Genomic DNA, 21328 nt, shown 5'->3' on the forward strand with positions numbered 1-21328 from the left:
GGCCGGCGCTCCGCGCCCGGTGGCCACGTCACTCTAGGAGGGCGGCGATCGGCCGATCCATCGATTTACCGCCGACCGCCGACCACTGACCATCGAGGCGGGGGCGGGGGTTCGGCCGGTGACGTTCCCCTGCGCGCAGGCCTCCAGGGCGACGGCGGCCTGCCCGTCGGTCACCGTCACCCGGACGACCGGTGCCCCCGTGAGCGGGTCCTCCGTCACCCGGATCCGCCACGCGCCCCGCCCGCCCGTCCCCAGCCCGGCCTGCGCCTCGGCGACCGGCGCCGGGAACCGCTCGTACGCGAGCGCCGTCAGGTCGATCCGCCGGTCCGGCCGGTCCGCGGCGCCGGTGCTCGCGGTCATCCGCCCGTCCTCGACGGTGAGTTCGCCGACGCGCGGGCCACCGCGGCGGCAGCCACCGCGGTGGCCACCCGGCGCAGCACGACCACCGCCGCCGCCCCGATCAGGAAGCCCAGCAGGCCCGGCAGGCAGGGGGACTTCAACGGATGGTTTGCGAGTCCACCGTCTGCGACCTGGGGTTTCGACCGTTGGTTTGCGAGGAGTCGTTTGGCTGTGGTGACCCTCGGTGAGCGGCTGTCGCACGACACGGGGGGCGAGAAGTCGACAGGCGCAACCGCGTACACATGGGCAACAGGGCCTCCGGGAACCTCCCGGATCGGGGTCGCACCCCAGAGCTACCAGGAGGCCCTGCCTTCAAGCGCGGCCGGAGGATCACCCGACCATGAACTCCGTTCGACTGCGGGTTCCAGGATCGGTTGACTCAGTACGCCGTTCCGTCGGCGCGCCGGCCGGGCGAGCTGGACAGTGGGCTGATGGTGTTGTGCTTGACCCAGCCGCCGGTCGCCGAGCCGTCAGGGCTTCGGTTGACGGATACCCCGTCGGAGTTCGCCTGGCTTGAGGTGTAGCTCATCGACTGGACCGTCGCTCCGGCCGAATCCCGCAGGATGACCTGGTCGCCGCTGTTGGACAGGTTGAGGCCGCCGGTGCTGGCTGCCACCGCGACGATGCCGGCGGGGATCGCGGAGGCCCCGCCGAACACGGTGATCGCCTTGCCGGGCTGCAGCGTCGTACCGGCCGCGAACGTGTGCCGCACTGCCGTCCCGTCGGAGACGGTCCAGCCGGCGATGCTGATGGCCGTGCCACCGGTGTTCACGATCTCGACGGCCTCGCCGACGGTGCTGCTACCCGGTTCGTTGGCCAGCACCTCGTTGATGATGACGTTGGCGGGTCCGCCGCCGCCGGCGGTGACGGTGACGTTCTGGGTCGTGGTGTGGGTGGCTCCGCCGTTGTCCGTCACGGTCAGTGAGACCGCGTAGGTTCCGGCCGATGCGTAGGTCACGGTCGGGTTCGTCGCCGTCGAGGTCTGGCCGTTGCCGAGGTTCCAGCTGCGGCTCACGACGGTGCCGTCGGAGTCGGTGCTGCCATCGGTGAAGGTGCAGGTGAGAGCGGTGCAGGAGTGCGTGTACGACGCCGTGGGCTGCTGGTTCGCGCCGCCACCGCCGATGACGAAGTTGTAGCGGGCGAACACCGGGTAGTGGTCGCTCGTCGTCGCCGCGTAGTTCGGGATGTAGGCCTGGGGCTGGAAGGCGGTTGCCGAGCCGGCGACGTACTTCGCCTGCACCTCGTTGGTGGTGAGCTGGTGGTCGATGAAGTCCGGGTAGCCGGCCGTCGACGCCACGCCCGCCAGCGACAGGGCCCGCGTCGGGAACGTGTAGCGCGCCGCGTCGTTCACGAAGTTGGCGTAGGGCGAAGCCTTCTCGGGGGTGATGGAGGTGTCGACGTCGTCGTTCCAGTCGCCGATGACGAAGACGTTCTGTGTGGGGTAGGTCGTGTCGAGGTAGGACTTGAGGGCCTGCGACGCGGGGTTGCGCAGGTTCCACGCATCCTGGGTGGACCCGGACTTCGCGTGCAGGACGATGAAGACGAGGTCGCGGGTGACACCGTCGAACGTGCCGCGCAGCGTGAACTCCACCGGCGGGCGGCCGGCGAAGTTGCTGTTCTGGTTGGTCAGGATGACCTTCGCGCTCACCAGGGTGGCGATGCCGGAGCGCCAGACGAGGGCGACCTTCTGCTCGGTGTTGCTGAAGTCCGAGTAGTACTGCGCGCCGTTCGTCACGATCGGGTCGTTGGCCACGACCCCGGTGTACCCGGGCATGCCGGCCACGAGTGTGTCGAACGCCGAGGTGCTGACGACCTCGGAGAGGCCCCACACGTCCATGTCGGCGCCCGCCATGACGTCGCGGACGTTCTGCTGCTGAAGCGCCTCGTCGGTCGGGCCGAAGTCCGGCGCACCGAACCACTCGACGTTCCAGTTGCCGACGTCGAGCTGTGTCGGCGATCCCTGCGACGGGACCGAGGCTGCGGCATGCGCCGCGGGGGCGGTGGTGAGCGTTGCCAGCGTCATGGCGGCGGCCAGGCAAGCGGTGCCGAGCGCGGCGGTGCGGCGGGGGCGCCTGCCAGGTATGTGACGAGGTGACATGAGGGTGCCTTTCGCGAGCGGTTGCGGACGGTTCGCGGAGCACCGCACCGGGGATGTGGGGAACACGCCGTGGCGGCAGGGCAGTTCTAGGCGAGCCGGGTTGCACGCGGGGGACCGCAAGGTTTCCTCCGCATGGCATTTCTACGCGCGTTGCGCATGGTGCGCCGGGCATCGGGAGCGGCGCCGTACCCCGTACAAGGCCCAGCTGTTGAGCGGCGCTCCCCGCGACCTCTCCCCCCAGGGGCCTCGACCCGACGTCGACCAGGAAGGGTGGACAGGGCCCCAGCCGAAGAAACCACCCGTCAACAGCACCACGGCCATACACCTCGGCGCTGCCGGAACCGCACACGACCACTGCTCGACGTGACTCGACCGGCGCCCGGACCGCCGCTCGCAAACCACAGCTCGCATTCGCAAGCCATCGATCGCAGTCACAGGCAGGACGAGCCGAGAGCGGGGTCCTCGACCGTCGCGGACTCCGGCACCGCATCGACCGCGCCGTCCGCCGCCCGCTGCGCCCACCCGGGGGAGGGCCCGGTGACGATCCGCGCGTCCCACGGCCGTGGCCGCGGGTAGGTGACGACCACCGTGCGGCCGACCGGGTGGTCCGCGAGGTCGGCGAGGTTGACGTACTGCCGGATCCGCACCCGGAACGCCGGCCCCTTGTCCGGGGCGACGCCCAGCACGAACGCGACCGGCACGTCCCCGCCGTCGCGTTCAGGGCCTGCCGGCTCTCGACGACCGCCAGCGCGGTGCACCGCGGCTCCCGGGCCCGCCGTGCGCGCCGGGACAGTGCCCGGGAGACCGCCGCCCCGGCCGTCGCCACCGCGAGGGCAGCACCCGACAGGAGGACGGGCACGCTCCCGGCGACCGCACCGCCGACCAGGCCCGCTGCAGCCGGGCCCGGCACCCGGGGCGTGCTGCGCCCGGCCCGGCCCGGGTCACCGGCTACGAGCCGTCGTGTCTCCCGCCGACGGAGGCGGCCGTCCCGGCGTTCCGCGGTCCTGCGGTGCTGCTGCCGGTGGTGATCGCCGTCGCGCCCGGCGGGGGCGCGCCGTGCGGTGGTGTGCGGCCGGGCAGGCCGAGCGCGGCCAGGGCGCCGGCCGCGGCGACGGCCGCCAGCACCGTCAGGGTGGGCGCCATCGCCGGGAGGCCCGTCCGGTCCGTGGTGAGCGCGGGCAGCGCCGCCGCCGCGGCGACGCCCAGGGCCGGACCGATGTTGAGCGCGGTCTGCTGCAGGCCGCCCGCCACGCCGGCGTCCTCCGCGGGGCCGGAGCGTACGACGACGGCCGTGCCCGTCACCATCACCGTGACGAACCCCGCGCCGAGCAGCAGGAATCCGCCGCCGATCGCGGCCTCGGCGGGGGCCCGGCCCAGCCGGGAGAGCACCAGGACGCCGAGGGCGAGGAGGACCGCCGCCGTGCCGGCCGTGCGGCGGGGGCCGTGGCGGCGCAGCAGGGTGGCGGCGACGGGTGCGCCGAGCACCATGGCCGCGGCGAGCGGCAGCGCGCGCAGGCTGCTGCCGAAGGGGTCGAGCCCGAGGACGTCCTGCAGGTAGTAGGTGCTGACGAAGAGGGTGCCGAACAGCGCGGCCGATGCGGTGACCAGCACCGCGAGGGCGCACACGACCGGCGCCGAGGTGAGGAGCCGCGCGGGCAGGAGGGGGCGCGGCGTGCGCCGCTCGTGGCGGACGAAGGCGGCCCCGGCCGTCGCGGCGACGGCGCAGCCGGCCACGACCGCGGGCGTCGGGCCGGTCCCGGGGAGCCGGACGAGGGTGTGCACCAGGCAGGCGAGCGCGATGCCGAGCAGGGCCGCGCCGGGCAGGTCGAGGCCGGCCGGGCGTCCGGGGCGGAGTGCCGGGGCGGCCCGGCCGTCACGCAGGGCGAGGGCCGGCACGCCGACCAGGAGGGCCGGGACGGCACTGAGGAAGAATACCGACCGCCAGCCCAGGTGCGTGGTCAGCGCGCCGCCGACCAGCGGGCCTGCCGCGGCGGCGAGGCCGATGGCGCTGGTGCGCAGGGCGATGGGCATGGCGAGCCGGTCGGCCGGGTAGGCGGCGCGCAGCATGCCGAGGGTGGCGGGCTGCAGCAGCGCGCCGAAGGCGCCCTGGAGGATCCGGAGGCCGATCACGCTGCCGACGCCGGGCGCGAGCCCGATGCCGGCGGACGCGCCGGCGAAGCCCAGCATGCCGAGGGCGAAGACGCGGCGGTGGCCGTACCGGTCGCCGATCCGGCCGGAGAGGACGAGCAGGCTCGCCACGGTGATCAGGTAGCCGGTGCTCGTCCACTGGACCGCGCCGAGCGAGGCGTGCAGGTCGTGCCGCAGGGCGGGCTGGGCGACGGTCAGCACCGTGCCGTCGACGGCGACCGTGACGGCGCCGGTGATGCTGCAGGTGAGGGTGAGGCGCTGCCTCCAGGTGGTGGTCACGGCCGCTCCCCCCGGGCGGGCGTGCGGGTTCCCGGCTCCGGGCCGAGGTGGGCGTCGAGGGCGGCGCGCAGCAGGGGTTCGACGTCGTCGCTGCCGGTGGCGAGCGCGAGGCTCCCCCAGGCGCGGAGCTGGGCGATGCCGTGCAGGTTGGCCCAGAGGGCGCCGGCGGCGACCCGGGGCGCGGCCCCGGAGGGCGGTGCGGGCCGGACGGCGGCGATCAGGCCGGTGAGGAGGCCGAACAGCGGCAGGCTGGTGTCGCGGAGGCCGAGGGCGTTGCTCTCCAGCAGGTCGTGCCGGAACATCAGGTCGAACATGCCGGGCTCGGTGCGGGCGAAGTCGAGGTAGGTCCGGCCGAGCGCGAGGAGACGGGCGCGGGGGTCGGACGGCGGCCCGCCGCCGTCCGGGCCGTCCGGGCCGTCCGCGCCGGGGGTGCCGTCCGGGCCGTCCGCGCCGGGGGTGGCGGCGGTGGCGGCCCGGGCGGCGAGGTCGGCGAAGCCGCGCCGCGCGATGGCGGACAGCAGCTCCAGATGGGTGGGGAAGTACCGCCGGGGTGCGCCGTGGGAGACCCCGGCCCGGCGCGCGATCTCCCGGAGGGTGAGCGCCTGCATCCCCTCGGCGGCGAGCAGGTCGACGCCGACCTGCACCAGACGGGCGCGGAGCCCGGTGTCGTCCTCGGTCATGCAGGCTGTCTACCAGCCCCGAGTAGACACTGTCTACTCTGGCCGCGGAGGGTCGGTGCCGGGCCCGGCGGGGCCCGTCCGGGCTGCCCCGGATTGCCCGCTTGCGTGCCCGTGCGGCGGCCGCGCGGCGACCGTGCGGCGACTGCGCGAGGGGAGCGCTCCCGCGGGGTGTCGCGGAAGTGCCAATCCGTGCATGCCTCTTGACGTGCTCTCGGCGGCGCTGGCTTCATACCTCTGGGAGCGCTCCCACAGCTCCCGGCTTCCCACCCCCCACCTCGGAAGGCCCCACCCGTGCCTCCTCTCACCACCCGCTCCCTGACACGAAGGGCGGCCGCCGCCCTGGCCGGCGCCGCCCTCGCCGCCACCGGGCTCGCCGCCGTCCCCGTGGACGCCGCCGCCGCCCCGGCGGCCGTGACGGCCGCCGGCTCGACCGTGCGCGTCAACCAGCTCGGCTACCTGCCCGACGGCCCCAAGCGCGCCACCGTCGTCAGCTCCGCCACCGCGCCCCTCGCCTGGCAGCTGCGCAACGCCGCCGGCACGGCCGTCGCCTCCGGCACCACCACCGTCCGCGGCGCCGACGCGGCCTCCGGCGACGCGACGCACCTCGCCGACTTCAGTGCCTGGACCGGCACCGGCACCGGCTTCACCCTGGTCGTCGACGGCCAGACGAGCTACCCGTTCGACATCTCCGCGGCGCTCTACGACGGCCTGCGGGCCGACAGCATGCAGTTCTTCTACCAGCAGCGCAGCGGCATCGCCATCGACGCGGCCCTGGCCGGCTCCGCCTACGCCCGGCCCGCCGGCCACCTCGGCGTCGCCCCCAACAAGGGCGACACCAGCGTGCCCTGTCAGGCAGGGGTCTGCGACTACAGCCTCGACGTCCGCGGCGGCTGGTACGACGCCGGCGACCAGGGCAAGTACGTCGTCAACGGCGGCATCGCCACCTGGCAGCTCGTCAACTCCTTCGAGCGGGCCCACCGGGCGGGCGGCGACGCCGGGGTCGGCGACTCCACGCTCAAGGTGCCCGAGCGCGGCAACGGCACGCCCGACGTGCTCGACGAGGCCCGCTGGGAGCTCGACTTCCTGATGCGGATGCAGGTGCCGACCGGCAAGCCGCTCGCCGGCATGGCCTTCCACAAGATCCACGACGCGCAGTGGACCGGCCTGCCCACCCGCCCCGAACTCGACAGCCAGCAGCGCGAGCTGCACAAGCCGTCGACCGCCGCCACGCTCAACCTGGCCGCCTCGGCCGCGCAGTGCGCCCGCGTCTACGCGCCGTACGACGCGGCGTTCGCCGCCCGCTGCCTCGACGCGGCCCGCCGTGCCTGGACGGCCGCCAAGGCCAACCCGAACGTCCTCGCCCCCGCCACCGACAGCACCGGCGGCGGCGCGTACGAGGACAACCAGGTCACCGACGAGTTCTACTGGGCCGCCGCCGAACTCCTCGCCACCACCGGCGAGACGCAGTACCGCGACGCCGTGACCTCCTCCGCCGTGCACACCGCACCCGCGGACGGCGCCTGGTGGGGCGGCACCGCGACCCTCGGCAAGATCACCCTGGCGACCGTGCCCGGCGTCGCGCTGCCCGCCGACGACGTCACCCGGCTCCGCGGCCAGCTGACCACCGCCGCCGACGGCTACCTCACCACCATGGCGGGCCAGGGCTACGCCGTGCCGATCGCCTCCGACGGCTACGTCTGGGGCTCCAACAGCTCCGTCGCCAACAACGCGATGATCATCGCCGTGGCGTACGAGCTGACCGGCCAGCAGCGCTACCGCACCGGCGCGCTGGAGTCGCTCGACTACCTGCTGGGCCGCAACGCGCTCAACCAGTCGTACGTCACCGGCTACGGCGAGCACGCCTCGGAGAACGAGCACCACCGCTTCTGGGCCCACCAGAACGACGCCTCGCTGCCGCACCCGCCCGCCGGCTCCTTCGCCGGAGGCCCCAACTCCGGTCTCCAGGACCCGATCGCGACCGCCCAGCTGGCCGGCTGCGCCCCCGCCAAGTGCTACATCGACGACATCGGCTCGTACTCCACGAACGAGGTCGCGATCAACTGGAACGCGCCGCTGGCCTGGCTCGCCGCCTTCGCCGCGGAGCGCAAGGACACCCCGCAGCCCGTGACCCCGAAGGTGCAGGCCGCCCCGGCGGCCGTCACCGTCGCCGAGGGCTCCTCCGCCACCGTCGCGGTGAAGCTGTCGTCCGCCCCCGCGCAGAACGTCACCGTCGCCGTCGCCCGCACCTCCGGTGACACCGACCTCGCCGTCACCGCCGGTGCGAGCCTCGTCTTCACCCCCGCCAACTGGGCCACCGCCCAGCAGGTGACCGTCTCCGCCGCGCAGGACGCGGACACCGCCAACGGCACGGCCGCGTTCTCCGCGGGCGGCACCGGGGTGGAGGCCGCGGCCTTCACCGCCACCGAGGCCGACGACGACACCGCACCGCCCGCGGGGGTCTGCAACGTCGCCTACAAGGTCGACAACGCCTGGGGCAACGGCTTCACCGCCACGGTCACGGTCAAGAACACCGGCACCGCCCAGATCGCCGGCTGGACCCTGAAGTGGACCTACCCGGGCAACCAGGCGATCACCAACGCCTGGAACGCCACCGTCACCCAGTCCGGCGCCGCGGTCACCGCCAAGGACGCCGGCTGGAACGGCACCCTGGCACCCGGCGGCACCGCGAGCTTCGGCTTCCAGGGCACGTACTCCGGCAGCAACACCCTGCCCACCCAGTTCACGGTCAACGGAGCCGCCTGCAGCTGACCGCGCGCCCGGCTGATCGCAGCTGAACCCGTGCGGGGCACCCGGAAGCCCGGGTGCCCCGCACGGCCCCCACCCCGGCCTGCGAAAGGACGCACCACCATGCCCCGCACCGCCACCCCCGCCACCCCCGCCTTACGCCGCCTGCGCACCACCGCGGGCGCCGCCGCCGCTGCCCTGGCCGCCACCGCCGCGGCCCTGCTGCCGCTGCCCGCCGCCTCGGCCGCCGACAGCCCCGGCTGCCGCGTCGATTACACCGCCAACCGCTGGACCGGCGGCTACACCGCCGCCGTCAAGGTCACCAACCTCGGCCCGCAGCTGACGTCCTGGCGCCTCACCTGGACGTACGGCGGCGACGAGCACGTCACCTCCGCGTGGAACGCCACCGTCACGCAGACCGGCACGGCCGTCACCGCCGTGAACGCCGCCTGGAACGGCAGTCTCGCCACCGGCGCCGCCACGGAGTTCGGCGTCCAGGGCACCTGGGCGGCCGCCGCCCCGGCACCGTCCGGCTTCGCGCTCAACGGCACGCCGTGCAACGGCGGCACGAGCGCCTCGCCGAGCCCGAGCCCGAGCCCGTCCGCCAGTGCGTCCCCGAGCCCGTCCGCCAGTGCGTCCCCGAGCCCGTCCGGCAGTGCGTCCCCGAGCCCTTCGCCGAGCTCCTCCGCGAGCCCGTCGGGCAGTCCGTCCGGCAGTCCCTCGCCGAGCACCAGCCCGACGCCGCCCGTCCCCGGCTGCGGCAGCGCGGTGGTCTGCTCCGGCTTCGAGGACCAGACCGGCAGCGCTCCCGCCGGCGACTGGCAGACCGTCACCCCCAACTGCTCCGGCACCGGCACCGCCGCCATCGACACCGCCGTCGCCTACAGCGGCACCCGCTCGCTGCGGATCGACGGCAGGGCGGGCTACTGCAACCACGTCTTCGTCGGCACCACGAAGGACGTCTCCGCGGTCGGCCCCGTCGTGTACGCCCGGATGCGGGTGCGGCACACCACCGCCCTGCCCGCCGCCCACGTCACCTCCCTCACCTTCGCGGACGCGCGCGACGGCGGGAAGGACCTCCGGATCGGCGGCCAGAACGGCGCCCTCCAGTGGAACCGCGAGTCCGACGACGCCACCCTGCCCGTGCAGAGCCCGGCGGGTGTCGCGCAGAGCGCGGCGCTGCCCACCGGCCGCTGGATCTGCCTGCGCTTCCAGATCGACACCACCCAGCAGGCCATGCGGACCTACCTGGACGACGTCGAGGTGCCCGGCCTCCACCTGGACACCGTGCCGACCCAGGACGTCGACAACCAGTGGCTGGTGCGCTCCACCGCGCCGCGTCCGACGACCTTCCGGCTCGGCTGGGAGAGCTACGGCGTCGGTGACGACACCCTCTGGTTCGACGACGTGGCGCTCGGGGCGTCCCCGATCGCCTGCTGACGGCCGCCGCCCGACTTCCGTGCGCAACCGCGGTCCGGGCCGCGCCCGACCGGTCCCGACCGGGTCCGACCGGACCTGGTCGGGATGTGGTCCGGGTCCGCCCGGATCCGACCGTACAGGCCTTCCGATTCCCGCGCGTACACCGTCAACTTGACTTTCGTGCACGGGAGTTGTCGTCCGGATCCCGCCTTGCGATCAGGTTCTGTGCCATGCTGGTCGCCCGGGAGGAAGCTGGACGCTGGGGGCGGCTTGCGCGGTGGTTGGACGGCGTCGTGGGTGCTCCCGGTGCGTGACCGAGGCACCGTGACCGACGGCACCGAGGACCGGATCAAGCGCATGATGCGCCTGATCCGCGTCGGCACCTCGGCCTTCATGCTGCTGCCGCTGCTGGGCTGGGCCCAGCTCGCCCACCCCTGGGTCGCGGCCGCCGCCGCGGCCGCCGCGATCGGCGAGGCCCTCTGGTTCGACCGCCGGGCCGCCGCCGCCCCCGGCCCGCTCGACCGCCGCACCGTGCTCGTCGACGCCGCGTTCTGCGTGCTGCTGATGTACGCGGGCTCGCGGGCCGCGGCACCGGAGCTCCGCAACGTCGTCATGACCGAGCTCGTGCCCTTCAGCCTCGGCGCGGCCGCCGTCATCGGGATCTCCCGGGTCGGCCGCCCGCTCGGCCTGGCCGCCGTCGCCGCGCTGATGGCGTCCTGGACGCTCGCCGTCCTGCCCGACGCCCGGCTGAAACTCGCCTCCGACCTCCTCGGCTTCGCGCTCTGGTACGCCGTCGGCCGCCGTGTCGCCGCGACCTGGCGCCACCTCGCCGACGCCACCACCGAGGCCCAGGAGGAGACCGAGAAGCGCCGCCGGGACAGCGCCGACCAGCAGCAGCGCGACCGGGACGCCCGCCACCGCGACCAGCTGCACAGCGCCATCCACGACATCATGCTGCCCGTCGTCAACCACATGGCGTCCGGCCGCGAGGTCGGCGAGGCCGAGGTGCACTGGGCCCGCTGGACGGTGGCGCGCGCCCGACGGTGGCTGGAGGACCCGCGCTCCGGCGAGACGCACGGCCTGGAGGCCGCCCTGCGCGGGGTGGTCGAGCAGTTCACCCTCCGCGGCATGATCGTCGTCGAGACCGTCATCGTGGTCGACGAGCCGCCGCCCGACATCGTCAACGCCCTGGAGGGCGCGGTCGTCGAGGCCCTCAACAACGCCGTCGCGCACGCCGGACGGGACGGCCAGGCGGTCGTGCTGTTCGCCGAGTCCGGACCGGACGGCCTCGTCGTCAGCGTCCAGGACCGCGGCCGGGGCTTCGACCCCGCGGCCGTCCGGGCCGGCGGCGGCCTCGGCCGGAGCCTGCGCACCATCGAGCACCACGGCGGCCGGGTCACCCTCGACTCCCGGCCCGGCCGGGGCACCAAGATCCTGTGGGAGTGGGACCGCCCGGCGGGCGGGGAGACGGAGGAGCGCGCATGCTGACCCCGGCCCGGATCAGTCTCGGCGTGGTGGACGACCACCCCGCCTTCCGCACCGGCCTGCTCACCTCGTTCAGCGCCGCGGGCTTCCGCCAGCTCGCCGCCGTCGGCAGCACCGAGGAGCTCGGCGCCCTGCGGCCCGACGTCGTGCTGTGCGACCTCGAATTCCCCGCCGACTGCCGGCAGGGCCGCGACGCCGTCGAGTTCGTCGCTTCGCTCGGCTGCCTGGTCATCGCCTTCTCCCACCTGGCCACCGCCGACGCCCAGCTCGACTCGCTCGCCGCCGGGGCCCGCGGCTTCGTCCCCAAGTCGGAGGACCCGCAGGTCTTCTGCCGTGCCGTCACGACCGTCGCCAACGGCGGCCACTGGATCGACCCGGCCCTGGCCGGCCGGCTGCTCCGCGACAGCGGCCTGCGCCCCCTCGCCCGGCAGGAGATCGGCCGCCCCGAGACGGATCTGCTCCGCGCCCTCGCCCAGGGCGACGCCCTCGACGAGTACGAGCGCCGCGCAGGACTCCCCCCGGGCGGCGGCAGCGCCCTGCTCACCCGGATCCTCGACGCCGGACGGCGCCGCCGCCGGATGGTCCTGCCGTCCGCCCGCGAGTACCAGATCATCGAGCTGGTCGGCCGCCGCGGCAGCCGCTCCCGGGACGCCGCCGCCGAGCTCCACATCGGCGAGTCCACCCTCAAGACCCACCTGGAGAGCATCCGCGACAAGTACGTGCAGACCCGCACCGGCGTCCTCCCCTCGATCACCCCCCGCGAGGCCGCCCGCCGCTGGGCCGAGGAGCTCGACGGGCACCGCACCGGCGGCTGACCCCCCGGCCCGCGGCCCGTGGCCGGACCGACCCGGGCCCCGCGGCGCCCTCCCCGAAACGGGGACTTCCCGCCCCGGCCGGCGGTGCGGGACGATCGGCGCCCGTTCCGGGACGGGAGGAGGAAGGCCGTGGCGCCGTGGAGCCTGCGCGCCCGACAACCCGCCCCGGCGCCGGGGGAGTTCCTCGCGCTGTTCCTCGACCGGGACGACGTGCCCCCGCCGCTGCACCGGATCTGCGCCCCCGGGGACCGTCGCCCGCCCGCCCTCTCGCCGCCGCTCACCGGCGTCGTCGCGGCCGGCGCCGCCGTCTGGGCGGCTCCCGGCGACGCGGACCTGCACCGGGTCGACGACCTGCGGTGGCTCTTCGCCCGCCCCGGGCAGGCGCGCCGCGCCGTCGACCGGATCCGCCGGGAGCTCGGCGCCCCCGGCACCGCCGGCGCCCGCGTGCTGCTCGCCGGCCTCGTCGTCGCCCGACTGGTCTGCACCCCCGGGCAGGACGGCCCGCCGGTGGGCACCGCCCTGGCCGAACTCGCCCGCCGGGCCGCCGAACGCGCCGCCGCCGCACCCTTCGGAGGCCCTCTGCCTCCCCCAAAGGAGGACTGACGCCGGCCCGCCCCCGCCTCCCACACTGGGACCGCCACAGCGTGGAGGGGAGGACCACATGTCAGCGGACGCCTTCGCCCCCGGCGACCCCGCCGCGGGGGCCGGCCGCCGGCGCGCGCGCACCCGGCCCGCCGCAGCGACGGCCGCCGGAACCGCGGACGACGGCGCCTGGGCCGAGGTGCGCGGCGCCGAACCGGAGGCCCGGCCGCCCCGCGCCGGCACCCGCTTCCTGCGCTGGGCCGCCGCCACCGACCCCGGCCACCTGCTCACCCGGTCCGAGCGGACCCGGGCCGCCGCCGTCGGCACCCTCATGGTGCTGGTGGCGTCGATGGCCGCGGCCTCCGCCGCCGTGCTGATGACACTGATCGCCGGCGGGCAGCGGCCGTGGACGGTGCCCGTCGCGCTCGCCTGGGGCGTCCTGGTCTTCTGCATCGACCGGGCCGTCCTCGCCGAGACCGACTACGGCGACCTGAGCGGCGTCGACCGCCGCGCCGACCTCGTCACCGCGGCCGCCGCCGGCGCCGCCGCCGACCACCCGGTGCCGCCCTCCCGCACCGGGCGCGGACGGCTCAACTCCTGGATCACCTACCCGCTGCGCATCGCGCTCGCCCTCCTCGTCGCCGTCCTCGTCGGCGAGTCGGTCTGCCTGGTCGTCTTCGAGCCGGAGATCCGCCAGGTGCTCGCCCGCGACGCCGGCACCGCCCACCGCGCCGAGATCGCCGGCAAGGTCGACGCCTCCGCCGCCGCCCTGCAGGACGCCGTCGCCCGGCGCGAGCAGCAGATGGCCGACAACGACGCGCTCGCCGACGCCGCCGCCCGCACCTACACCGACGCCAACACCCGTTACTACCAGGAGATCAACAACCCCGGCCGCCCCGGCTACGGCGCGCTCGCCGAGGCCGAGCGCCGGAAGGTCACGGCCGCCCTCGCCGACCGGCAGGCCGCCGCGGAGCGGCGCGACCGCGACAACGCCGACCTCCGGGCGAAGAACCGCGCCGACCAGGCCACCGTCACCGCCCTGCGCACCCCCGGCTCGCCCGAGTACCGCGCCGTCGAGGCCGCCACCCCCGCGAAGGCCGGCGCGGACGGCTGGCTGGCCCGCGAGCACGCCCTGCGGACCTTCCGCCAGGAGAACCGGCACGACCCCACGGTGCGCTGGCTGCCCTGGCTGATCCGCGGGCTCCTCCTCCTCGTCGACGTCCTGCCGCTCGTCCTCAAGGCGCTCGGCGGGAAGACCCTGCACCACCGGCGCCGCCGCGAGCAGGCCGAACTCGTCCGCTACGCCGACCGCGTCGAGTTCGCGGCCGCCGTCCACGCGATCGACCTCGCGGTCGACCAGAAGCTGCGCCGCACCCGCCTCGCCGCCGACCTCGCCCGGGCCCGCGACGAGCGCTTCCGCGAGCACCGCACCGACCACCTCGGCCGCCCCGGGCCCTGACCCGTACGGCGCCGCGCCCGCCCGTCCCGCCGCAACCGCCGTGCCCCACCTGCCGTGCCCAGCCGCACCCGTCCCGAGGGGAGCCCATGGACCAGTACCACGAGGAGAGGGCCGCGCTCCGCAGCCTGGCCGAGCGCGCCCTCGCCGCGCTGATCGCCCTTCCGCCCGGCGGCCCGCAGCGGCAGCGCGCCGAGGCCCGCGCCCGGGCCGCCGCCCGGCTGCTGCACGCCGCCGCACAGCGCCACCCGTCGCTCGCCCTCGCGGGCAGCTACGCCGCGGGCAAGACCCTCCTGCTCTGCCTGCTCACCCGCCTCCCCGGCCTGCTCGCCGTCTCCAAGGTGCAGACCACCGGCAACCTCACCGTGCTGCGCCTGCACCCCGCCCCGCCCGGCGGCGCCCCGGGGCTCGGGGCGGTCTCGGTGTCGTACCTCTCCGCGGAGGCCGTCGCGGACCTCGCCGGTTTCGTCCTGGACGGCATCGTGGACTCCGTGCGCCGCCGCGGCCTCGGGTACGACGTCTCCGCCCTCGACGGCCACCGGCCGGTCGACCTCGCCGACCCGGCCCGCTCCGACTGGGCGCCGGTCGAGGCGTTCTGCCGCCAGGTCTGGCACTCCGACAACATCGAACTCCGGCAGTGGGGCCACGAGCTGCTCCAGCTGCGCGACGCGCTCGCCGTCGGCGCCCACCTGCTGCCCCGCACCCCGCTCGGGCCGCCGGTCGCGATCAGCGCCGGGCTGCTGCGCGCCGCCGTCGAGATCGGCGACAGCCGCTCCCTCCCGCGCGAGGTGCCGCCGCCCCGCCCGGTGCTGCCGCTCCCGCCGGACGCCGCCCTCGACGCCGCCGGGCTGCGCGACACCTTCCCGCTGATCCGCCAGATCACCCTCGACGTGCGCCTCCCGCAGGACGTCTGGGACCTCGGCGGCCTCACCGTCGAGCTCGCCGACTTCCCGGGGCTCGACTCCGGCTCCCGCCGCGACCGGTTCCTCGTGGAACGCGAACTGCCCCGGGCGAGTGCCGTCCTGATCGTGCTGCAGGCCGAGCGCGCCGCCAACGACCACGTCGCGGCCTTCCACAGCATGCTGGAGCAGGGGCGCTTCCTGCGGACCGGTCTCGCCGACTCGGTGCTGGTCGCCGCCAACCGCTTCGACCTCGTGCCGCTGCCGCACCCCGTCCCCGCCACGGTCGCCGAGTACGCCGCCTCGCCGGTGCACGAGACCTTCGCCGCCCTGCACCGCACCGCCGGCCTGCTCACCCGCCACCGCCACGACCGGGTCGCCCTGACGTCGGCGCTCGCCGCGACCGCCGTCCGCAAGCAGGCGCCCTGGGGCGAGACCAGCGCCGCCGACCAGCGCCGCGCCGCCGAGAACCTCGACGCCTGGGACGCCGTCCGGCGGCAGCTCGCCCTCGGCGACCCGCACCACCCCGTGACGGCCGCCCTCGGCCGCTACTGCGAGGACGGCGGCGTGGACGGGCTGCGCACCCTCATCGGCACCCACATGCGCGGCGACGGCCTGCGCGTCTGGCAGGGCGAACTCCGCGCCGCCGCACGGGCCCTGCACACCGCCCTGGCCGACGTCGCCCGGCTCGTCGCCCCCGCGGCCACCGCTCCCACGGCCGCCCCCGAGGAGCGCGCCGCCCTGACCGCCCTGCGCACGGCGCTGCGCGCGGCCGCCACCGACCTCGGCCACCGCCTCGACGCCCTCCCGCTGCTCGCCCAGACCCGCACCGGGGCCGGCAGCACCCTGGAGGAGGAACTCCTCGACCGGGCGGCCCGCGAGGTGCACCGCGCGGAGATCTGGACGGACACCCTGCGTCACGCCGCCGGGGGCCGCATCGTCGTCGGGTCCGCCGGGCAGCAGGCCGCGCCCGGCCCGTACGGCGGCTGGGACGGCGAGGACGACGACGGCTGGGACGGGCCCGCCGGAGCGGTCGCCGAGCCCCCGCGTCCCGCCCTCACCACGGAGGACGTCCGCGGACTCTACGACGACGCCGTCGCCACCCTCGACACCGCGACGCGCGAGCTCCTCGACGAGGCCCTCACCGCCTGGGGCCGGGCCGCGCACATCCCCGGCGGCGCCCTCGCCCGGGCCGCCGAACGGTTCGCCGCCGACCGGCGGCTGCTCGCGGCGCGGTTCGCCGCCGTGGAGCCGCCCGCCTCCGCCGAGCACCGCCTCCGGCTGATCTCCCGGCTCGTCGACCCCGGCCTCGCCGCCGACCGGATGGCCCGGATCGCGGCCCGCCCGCCCGGCGCCGCCCAGCAGCCCCGCTACCCGCTGGCACCCGCCCAGGCCCTGCCGTGGCATCCCGTCCTCGCGCCGCGGCTCGCCGCCCAGACCGCCGAGGAGCTCGTCCGCACCGACCTGGAGCGCCTGCTCAGGCTCCGCCGCGACCTCGTCCGCGGGCTCCACCACGACGCCTGCCGGCGCCTGCACGGCCTGCTCGCCGCGCTCACCGCCGACCTGACCCGGCGGCTGGCCCAGATCGAGGCCGTCCTGCCGAGCGCCGCCGAACTGGACCGGATGACCTCCGCGCACGGCCCGGCCGGTCCCGGCGCCGGGGGACCGGATCCCGCCGCCGACCTCGCCGCCCTGCTCGACGACCCGTCATGGCCCGCCCCAGGCCCGGAAGAGGAGGACCCCCGATGACCGACGACCGCCAGCCGCCCCCCGCCCCCGAGCCCCCGGACGCCCCCGGGCCCGGCCCCGCCCGCGAGCCGCTCCGGGCGCCGTGGCCGTCCGGGGCCGGCGCGCTCCACCCGCTCACGATGGACCTCGGCTCCTACTCCTCGACCCTCGCGCTGTTCACCAACCGCCGGCTGACCGGCCGCCCCGTCGACCCCGCGCAGGAGTCCGTGCTGCTCGCCGGGCTCGCCGCCCTGCTCACCGACCCCGTCCTCGGCACGGCGGGCCCGGCGATCGTCGAGCGCACCTGGGAGCTGCTGGAGAACCGCCTCCAGGAGCGGCTGCCCGACCCGCCCGCCGGCCCCGCCGCCCTCGCGGCGCTGCTCGACCCCGCCACGGGCACCGGCGTCCCGGGCACCGGCCTGGCCGACGCCGACGGCCTCACCGCCCTCCGGCAGGCCGTCACCCTGGCCGTCGAGGAGGCCGTCGAGCAGCGCGACGACCTGGCGCTGAGGATCCACCGCATCCACGACGACGCCTACGCCGAGGACGCCCTGCGCAGCCTCCGGATGCTGCTGCTGGCCGTCAACCAGACCTGGGACCGGCCGGAGATCCGCAGCCTGCTCGCCGTCGACCCGAAGGACGTCCGGAAGTCCGTCCTGGTCGACCGGGCGGGCGCGGTCTCCGGGCCGGAGACCGGCGGACGCCTGCTGGTGCCCGGCCTCAAGCGCTGGCTGCTGCGCCCGCAGCCGTTCCCCGGGCTCTCCGGGGCCGCGCTGCCGGCCGGCTGGGGGGCCGACACCGACACCCTGGTCGGGCAGGCCTACCACGACCTCCAGCGGCGGGCCGAGCGTTCGCTGCTGAAGGCCGTCGAGCGCGGCACCGCCACCGAGGAGGAGAAGGCCCTCACCGGGCTGCCGGTCGAGCAGACCGTCGTCACCTACCCGGTCAGCACGCCGCCCACCGCCCGCACCCGCCTCCAGCACCTCGTCCGCGACGCGCTCGGACTGCGCAGCGCGAACGACGTCGACATCCGCTTCGACGAGGCCACCGCGGCCGCGCTGTACTTCCTGCTCAAGGGCTTCGGCGGCGATCTGGAGGCCGGCCTCGCGGAGTTCCGCTCCCGGGCGGCCCCGCTGCCCGGCGCCGAGCTGCCGACCTGGCGGCAGGTCATGCTGGTGCTCGACATCGGCGGGGGCACCACCGACATCGCCCTGCTCGCCGTCGACCTGGAGGACCACACCGGCCGGGAGGCGCCCGCGGAGGGCGACGACCACGAGGGCGTCCGCATCGCCGGCCGCCGCTACCTGCTGCGCCCCCGGGTGCTCGGCAGCACCGGCCACCCCCAGCTCGGCGGCGACCTCATCACCCTGCGGATCTTCCACTGGGCGAAGGCCGCGCTCGCCGACGCGCTGGTGGCCGCGGCCCGCGCCCGGCAGGGCACGGCGGCCGCGAAGGGCCTGAGCGCCGCCGTCGCCGCGGCCGCCGCCGAGCCCTGGACGGACCTCGCCCCGCAGGTGCTCGCCTCCCGCCGGCCCGATCCCGTGCCCGCGCACGTCCGGGCGGCGCTGCGCACCCTGCTGCCCACGCACACCCCGCGCGGCGGCGATCCCGGTGACGGGCCGCGGCCGGCGCAGCGCAGCACCCGCGAGTTCGAGGCGCTCTGGTACCTCGCCGAGTACACCAAGCAGGACAGGTTCGCGGGGGAGCACGACGGCGCGTTCGGCAAGCTGTTCGCCGCCGAGCTGCCCACCGGGTGCGTGTGGCGCAAGGACGTCGAGGTGCTGCCGGGCAGCGTCGCCCTGCCCGCGGAGGGCTTCGAGGCGATCGTCCGGCCGGTCGTCGACACCGCCGTCCGGATGGCCGCCGACCTCGCCCGCCAGTGCCTCGGCCGCGGGTACGAGGACCGGATCGACCTCATCGCGCTCTCGGGCCGCACCACCGGCATGCCGCAGGTCCGCCGGATCATCGGGCGGCAGCTCGTGCGCGAGCTGTCCGGACGCGGCGACGGCCTGCGGCCCGTCGCCTGGGATCCGGCCCAGCTGATCACCGCCGGCCCGTACGCCAAGCAGGCGGCCGTGCTCGGCGCCTCGTGGGCCCGCGGCACCCTCGACTACCGCGAGGAGAACGACCGGCACCGCAGCCTGGGCGTCGACCGCCTCGACATGCGGGTGGAGAACCTGCTGCTCACCCTGCCCAGCGGGTTCGGCCTCGCGACCAACCGCGGGCTGCCGATGCCGCTGCTCGCCGCGGGCACCCCGATCGACCGCTGCGACGCGGCCGGCCGGTACTTCGTCCGCACCGGCTGGCAGCGGCTCATCCCCTCCGTCGACCTGCACCGCATCATGGGCCGGGACCGCTCGATGGAGTGGGGCCGGTACCGCTACCTCGCGCACGGCAGCCCGGACGCCGCCGCGCCGCCCGACGACGTCTGGTTCCAGATCGAGCTCGACCAGGAGCTGATCCCGTCCCTGCTGCTCTGCCGCGGCGACCGGCACGGCGTCAGACCCCGCCTCCAGCCCTTCCACGCCGAGGAGCTGGCGCAGCACCTGATCGGCGGCGACCTCGACAGCCGTCCGCTGGAGCTCGCCGCGGTGCCGGACCTCGCGGGCTGCTTCGAGCACGGGCGGCTCGTCCGGGTGCCGCGGATCGGCGTGCGCCCGGCCGGCGAGCCCGGCCCGGCCGCCGAGGTGTTCCCCGCCAGCCCGGCCCGCTCCGCGCTGACGTACGACTTCGTCACCGACGGGCCGAACACCGCCGGCCGCGGTTTCGCCACCCCGGGCGGGGTGGAGGCCGCCGGGGCCGTCTCCGCGCTGCCGCTGCCGACCGTCGGCCCCGACCACCTGCTGCCCGACTCCTACGAGTTCTGGGCCGACGCCGGCGAGGGACCGGTCGCGCTCGGCACGCTCACCGTGCCCCTGACGGCCGACGCACCGCACACCCCGGTCGGGCCCGTCCCGGTCTGGGCGCTGCTCGACGGCCGGGGACGGCTCCGCCTGCACCGCGGCTTCCCCGCCCACCTCCCGGCCCGCACGCTCGCCGAGATGGAGCGCCTGCCCGGCCACGTCCTGCGCACCGCCATGGACCCGGGCATCACCGACTGGAACGACGACTGGGACCCCTTCACAGGAGACCACTGATGCCCGACGACCCCCGGCAGTCCCTCGCCCGCCTCCTCGCCGACCCCGCGGCCCGGCCCGGCCTCGCGGCGGCCTGGAACGCGCTGCGCGCCGCCGTCCACGACCTGGCCTCCGGCCCCACCGGCCCGGCCGAACCCGCCACCGCCGCCGCGGTCGTCGACGTCCTCCGGCTGCTCGCCGACGTCGACGGGCGCGCCCTGGCCCTGCGCGCGCCCGCACCGGCCCCCGTGCCCGCGGCCGTGGCTGCTCCGGACCCCGTGCCGGAACCCGCACCCGCGCCGGCGGTCGTCCCGGCCGCGGCCCCCGTGCCCGTGCCCGTGCCTGTGTCGCCGTCGCCGGCGGTGGCCGCGGTGGCCGGCTCGCGGCAGCCGGGGAAGGCCGGGAGGACGGTGCCGTGGGAGCAGTACGGCGACCTCGTCGCCGCGGGGGCCGAGCAGCCCGACGCGGCGGTGGAGGAACTGCTCGCGGGCCGGCGGCCCGGGCTGCTCCGGGCGGTGGGCGGCCTGCTCGCGCTCGCCCGGCACGCCGGGGGGCTGGGCCGGATCGACCCCGCCGGGCCGGGGCCCGGCCCGGTGTCCCGGTTCGACCCCGGTGCGGACCTGCCGGCCTACCGGCGGGACGTCCTGACCGCGGCGGCGGCGGTCGGCGAGGCCGTCACCGACGACGACCGGGTGCTCGCGCTCAACCTGCTGGACCGCAGACTGCGGGAGCTCGTGCCGGTCACCGCCGACGGCCACGGACGGCTGCTGGTCGTCGGCCCCGGCCCCTGCCCGGCCTGGACGGAGCTGCTGGACGGCGGCTTCGCCGAGCAGTCGGCGGCGGCGGAGGGCACCGGGCGGCTGCACGTCGGCATCCCGGTGCCGGGCAGCAGCTACACGGCGGTGCGGGACCGCGGGCTCCTGGCCGCCGAGCACTGCGTGGTGCAGCCGCCCCGGCCTCCGGACTCCGCCGAGCACGTGGTGATCTGGGCCTACCGGGCGTGGGTGACCGTCGACGACACCCGCGGCGGCGCCCGTACCCCGCTGGCCCGGGCCAGGGTGGTCTACACCCAGGCTCCGGACTGAGCTGAGCCCTGCGGCCGGCCTCCGGTGACGGGGGCCGGCCGCGGCGCCGTCCCGCGGTGCCGTCCCGCGGCGGGGTGGCGGCCTTCCGCGCCCGGCCCGGAGTTCGACGCCGTGTTCGAACGGATCCGGCTGCCGGGGCGGCCTCCGGGCCCCGGGGCGACCGGCCGTCGCCACGGCCGCAGGGGAGTCGTGCGTCCCCGATCGGTGGGCCCGCGGCGGACACCGGCGGCCGGCCCGTACGGCCGTCCCGGTGCGGAATCCGGGCCGGCGGTGACGGCGCGTCCGCCGACCGGGAGGCCCCGTCCCGGCGGGCCGGCCGGACCCTCCCGCACCTTCCGTTGTGCGGCCGTGACCTGGGCGTTTTCCTTCCGTTTTGCACCCGGAGTTGATTACC

At 76.4% G+C, this 21328-nt stretch carries 15 protein-coding genes; 9 read left to right on the forward strand and 6 right to left on the reverse strand.

Going from position 1 to position 21328, the window contains the following annotated elements; genetic code table 11:
- Positions 1 to 33: 33 nt before the first annotated feature.
- The 6 genes from SNE206_RS02875 to SNE206_RS02900 form a co-directional block, all read right to left on the reverse strand.
- Positions 34 to 360, reverse strand: a complete 327-nt coding sequence (locus SNE206_RS02875) for a hypothetical protein (RefSeq protein ID WP_407911717.1) — start codon at positions 358 to 360, stop codon at positions 34 to 36.
- A complete protein-coding gene (locus SNE206_RS02880) occupies positions 357 to 500 on the reverse strand; it encodes a hypothetical protein (protein ID WP_407911718.1) in 144 nt (47 codons plus the stop codon). The genes SNE206_RS02875 and SNE206_RS02880 overlap by 4 nt, the downstream gene beginning before the upstream one ends.
- A gap of 278 nt (positions 501 to 778) precedes the next feature.
- Positions 779 to 2422 carry a lamin tail domain-containing protein gene (locus tag SNE206_RS02885; RefSeq protein WP_407911719.1) on the reverse strand — a complete coding sequence of 548 codons (1644 nt, stop codon included), beginning with the start codon at positions 2420 to 2422 and terminating at the stop codon, positions 779 to 781.
- Between the two features lie 506 nt (positions 2423 to 2928).
- Positions 2929 to 3198, reverse strand: coding sequence for a hypothetical protein (locus tag SNE206_RS02890; protein WP_407911720.1), 270 nt, complete (start codon positions 3196 to 3198; stop codon positions 2929 to 2931).
- A 247-nt stretch (positions 3199 to 3445) separates the two neighbouring features.
- Positions 3446 to 4924 (reverse strand): MFS transporter, encoded by a 1479-nt coding sequence (locus SNE206_RS02895; protein ID WP_407911721.1) that lies wholly within the window; start codon positions 4922 to 4924, stop codon positions 3446 to 3448.
- Complete coding sequence (locus tag SNE206_RS02900; RefSeq protein ID WP_407911722.1) at positions 4921 to 5604, reverse strand: TetR/AcrR family transcriptional regulator; 684 nt, start codon at positions 5602 to 5604, stop codon at positions 4921 to 4923. Before SNE206_RS02900 ends, SNE206_RS02895 begins: the two co-directional genes overlap by 4 nt.
- A 291-nt stretch (positions 5605 to 5895) precedes the next feature.
- Between SNE206_RS02900 and SNE206_RS02905 the strand changes: the two genes are divergently transcribed.
- The 9 genes from SNE206_RS02905 to SNE206_RS02945 all read left to right on the forward strand — a co-directional run bounded on the left by SNE206_RS02905 (position 5896) and on the right by SNE206_RS02945 (position 20934).
- On the forward strand, positions 5896 to 8373 hold the full coding sequence (locus tag SNE206_RS02905) for a glycoside hydrolase family 9 protein (protein WP_407911723.1): 2478 nt from the start codon (positions 5896 to 5898) through the stop codon (positions 8371 to 8373).
- A 99-nt stretch (positions 8374 to 8472) separates the two neighbouring features.
- Positions 8473 to 9789, forward strand: coding sequence for a cellulose-binding domain-containing protein (locus SNE206_RS02910; RefSeq protein ID WP_407911724.1), 1317 nt, complete (start codon positions 8473 to 8475; stop codon positions 9787 to 9789).
- A 303-nt stretch (positions 9790 to 10092) separates the two neighbouring features.
- Positions 10093 to 11256 (forward strand): sensor histidine kinase, encoded by a 1164-nt coding sequence (locus SNE206_RS02915; protein ID WP_407911725.1) that lies wholly within the window; start codon positions 10093 to 10095, stop codon positions 11254 to 11256.
- Complete coding sequence (locus SNE206_RS02920; RefSeq protein WP_407911726.1) at positions 11250 to 12068, forward strand: response regulator; 819 nt, start codon at positions 11250 to 11252, stop codon at positions 12066 to 12068. Before SNE206_RS02915 ends, SNE206_RS02920 begins: the two co-directional genes overlap by 7 nt.
- Positions 12069 to 12197: 129 nt before the next feature.
- Positions 12198 to 12671, forward strand: a complete 474-nt coding sequence (locus SNE206_RS02925) for a hypothetical protein (RefSeq protein WP_407911727.1) — start codon at positions 12198 to 12200, stop codon at positions 12669 to 12671.
- Positions 12672 to 12729: 58 nt separating this feature from the next.
- A complete protein-coding gene (locus SNE206_RS02930) occupies positions 12730 to 14109 on the forward strand; it encodes a DUF4407 domain-containing protein (protein WP_407911728.1) in 1380 nt (459 codons plus the stop codon).
- A gap of 86 nt (positions 14110 to 14195) precedes the next feature.
- Positions 14196 to 16754 carry a hypothetical protein gene (locus tag SNE206_RS02935; protein WP_407911729.1) on the forward strand — a complete coding sequence of 853 codons (2559 nt, stop codon included), beginning with the start codon at positions 14196 to 14198 and terminating at the stop codon, positions 16752 to 16754.
- Positions 16751 to 19870 carry a hypothetical protein gene (locus tag SNE206_RS02940; RefSeq protein WP_407911730.1) on the forward strand — a complete coding sequence of 1040 codons (3120 nt, stop codon included), beginning with the start codon at positions 16751 to 16753 and terminating at the stop codon, positions 19868 to 19870. Before SNE206_RS02935 ends, SNE206_RS02940 begins: the two co-directional genes overlap by 4 nt.
- On the forward strand, positions 19870 to 20934 hold the full coding sequence (locus SNE206_RS02945; RefSeq protein ID WP_407911731.1) for a hypothetical protein: 1065 nt from the start codon (positions 19870 to 19872) through the stop codon (positions 20932 to 20934). The genes SNE206_RS02940 and SNE206_RS02945 overlap by 1 nt, the downstream gene beginning before the upstream one ends.
- The last annotated feature ends 394 nt before the right edge of the window (positions 20935 to 21328 follow it).

The sequence above is a fragment of the Kitasatospora sp. NE20-6 genome, from assembly GCF_045862635.1.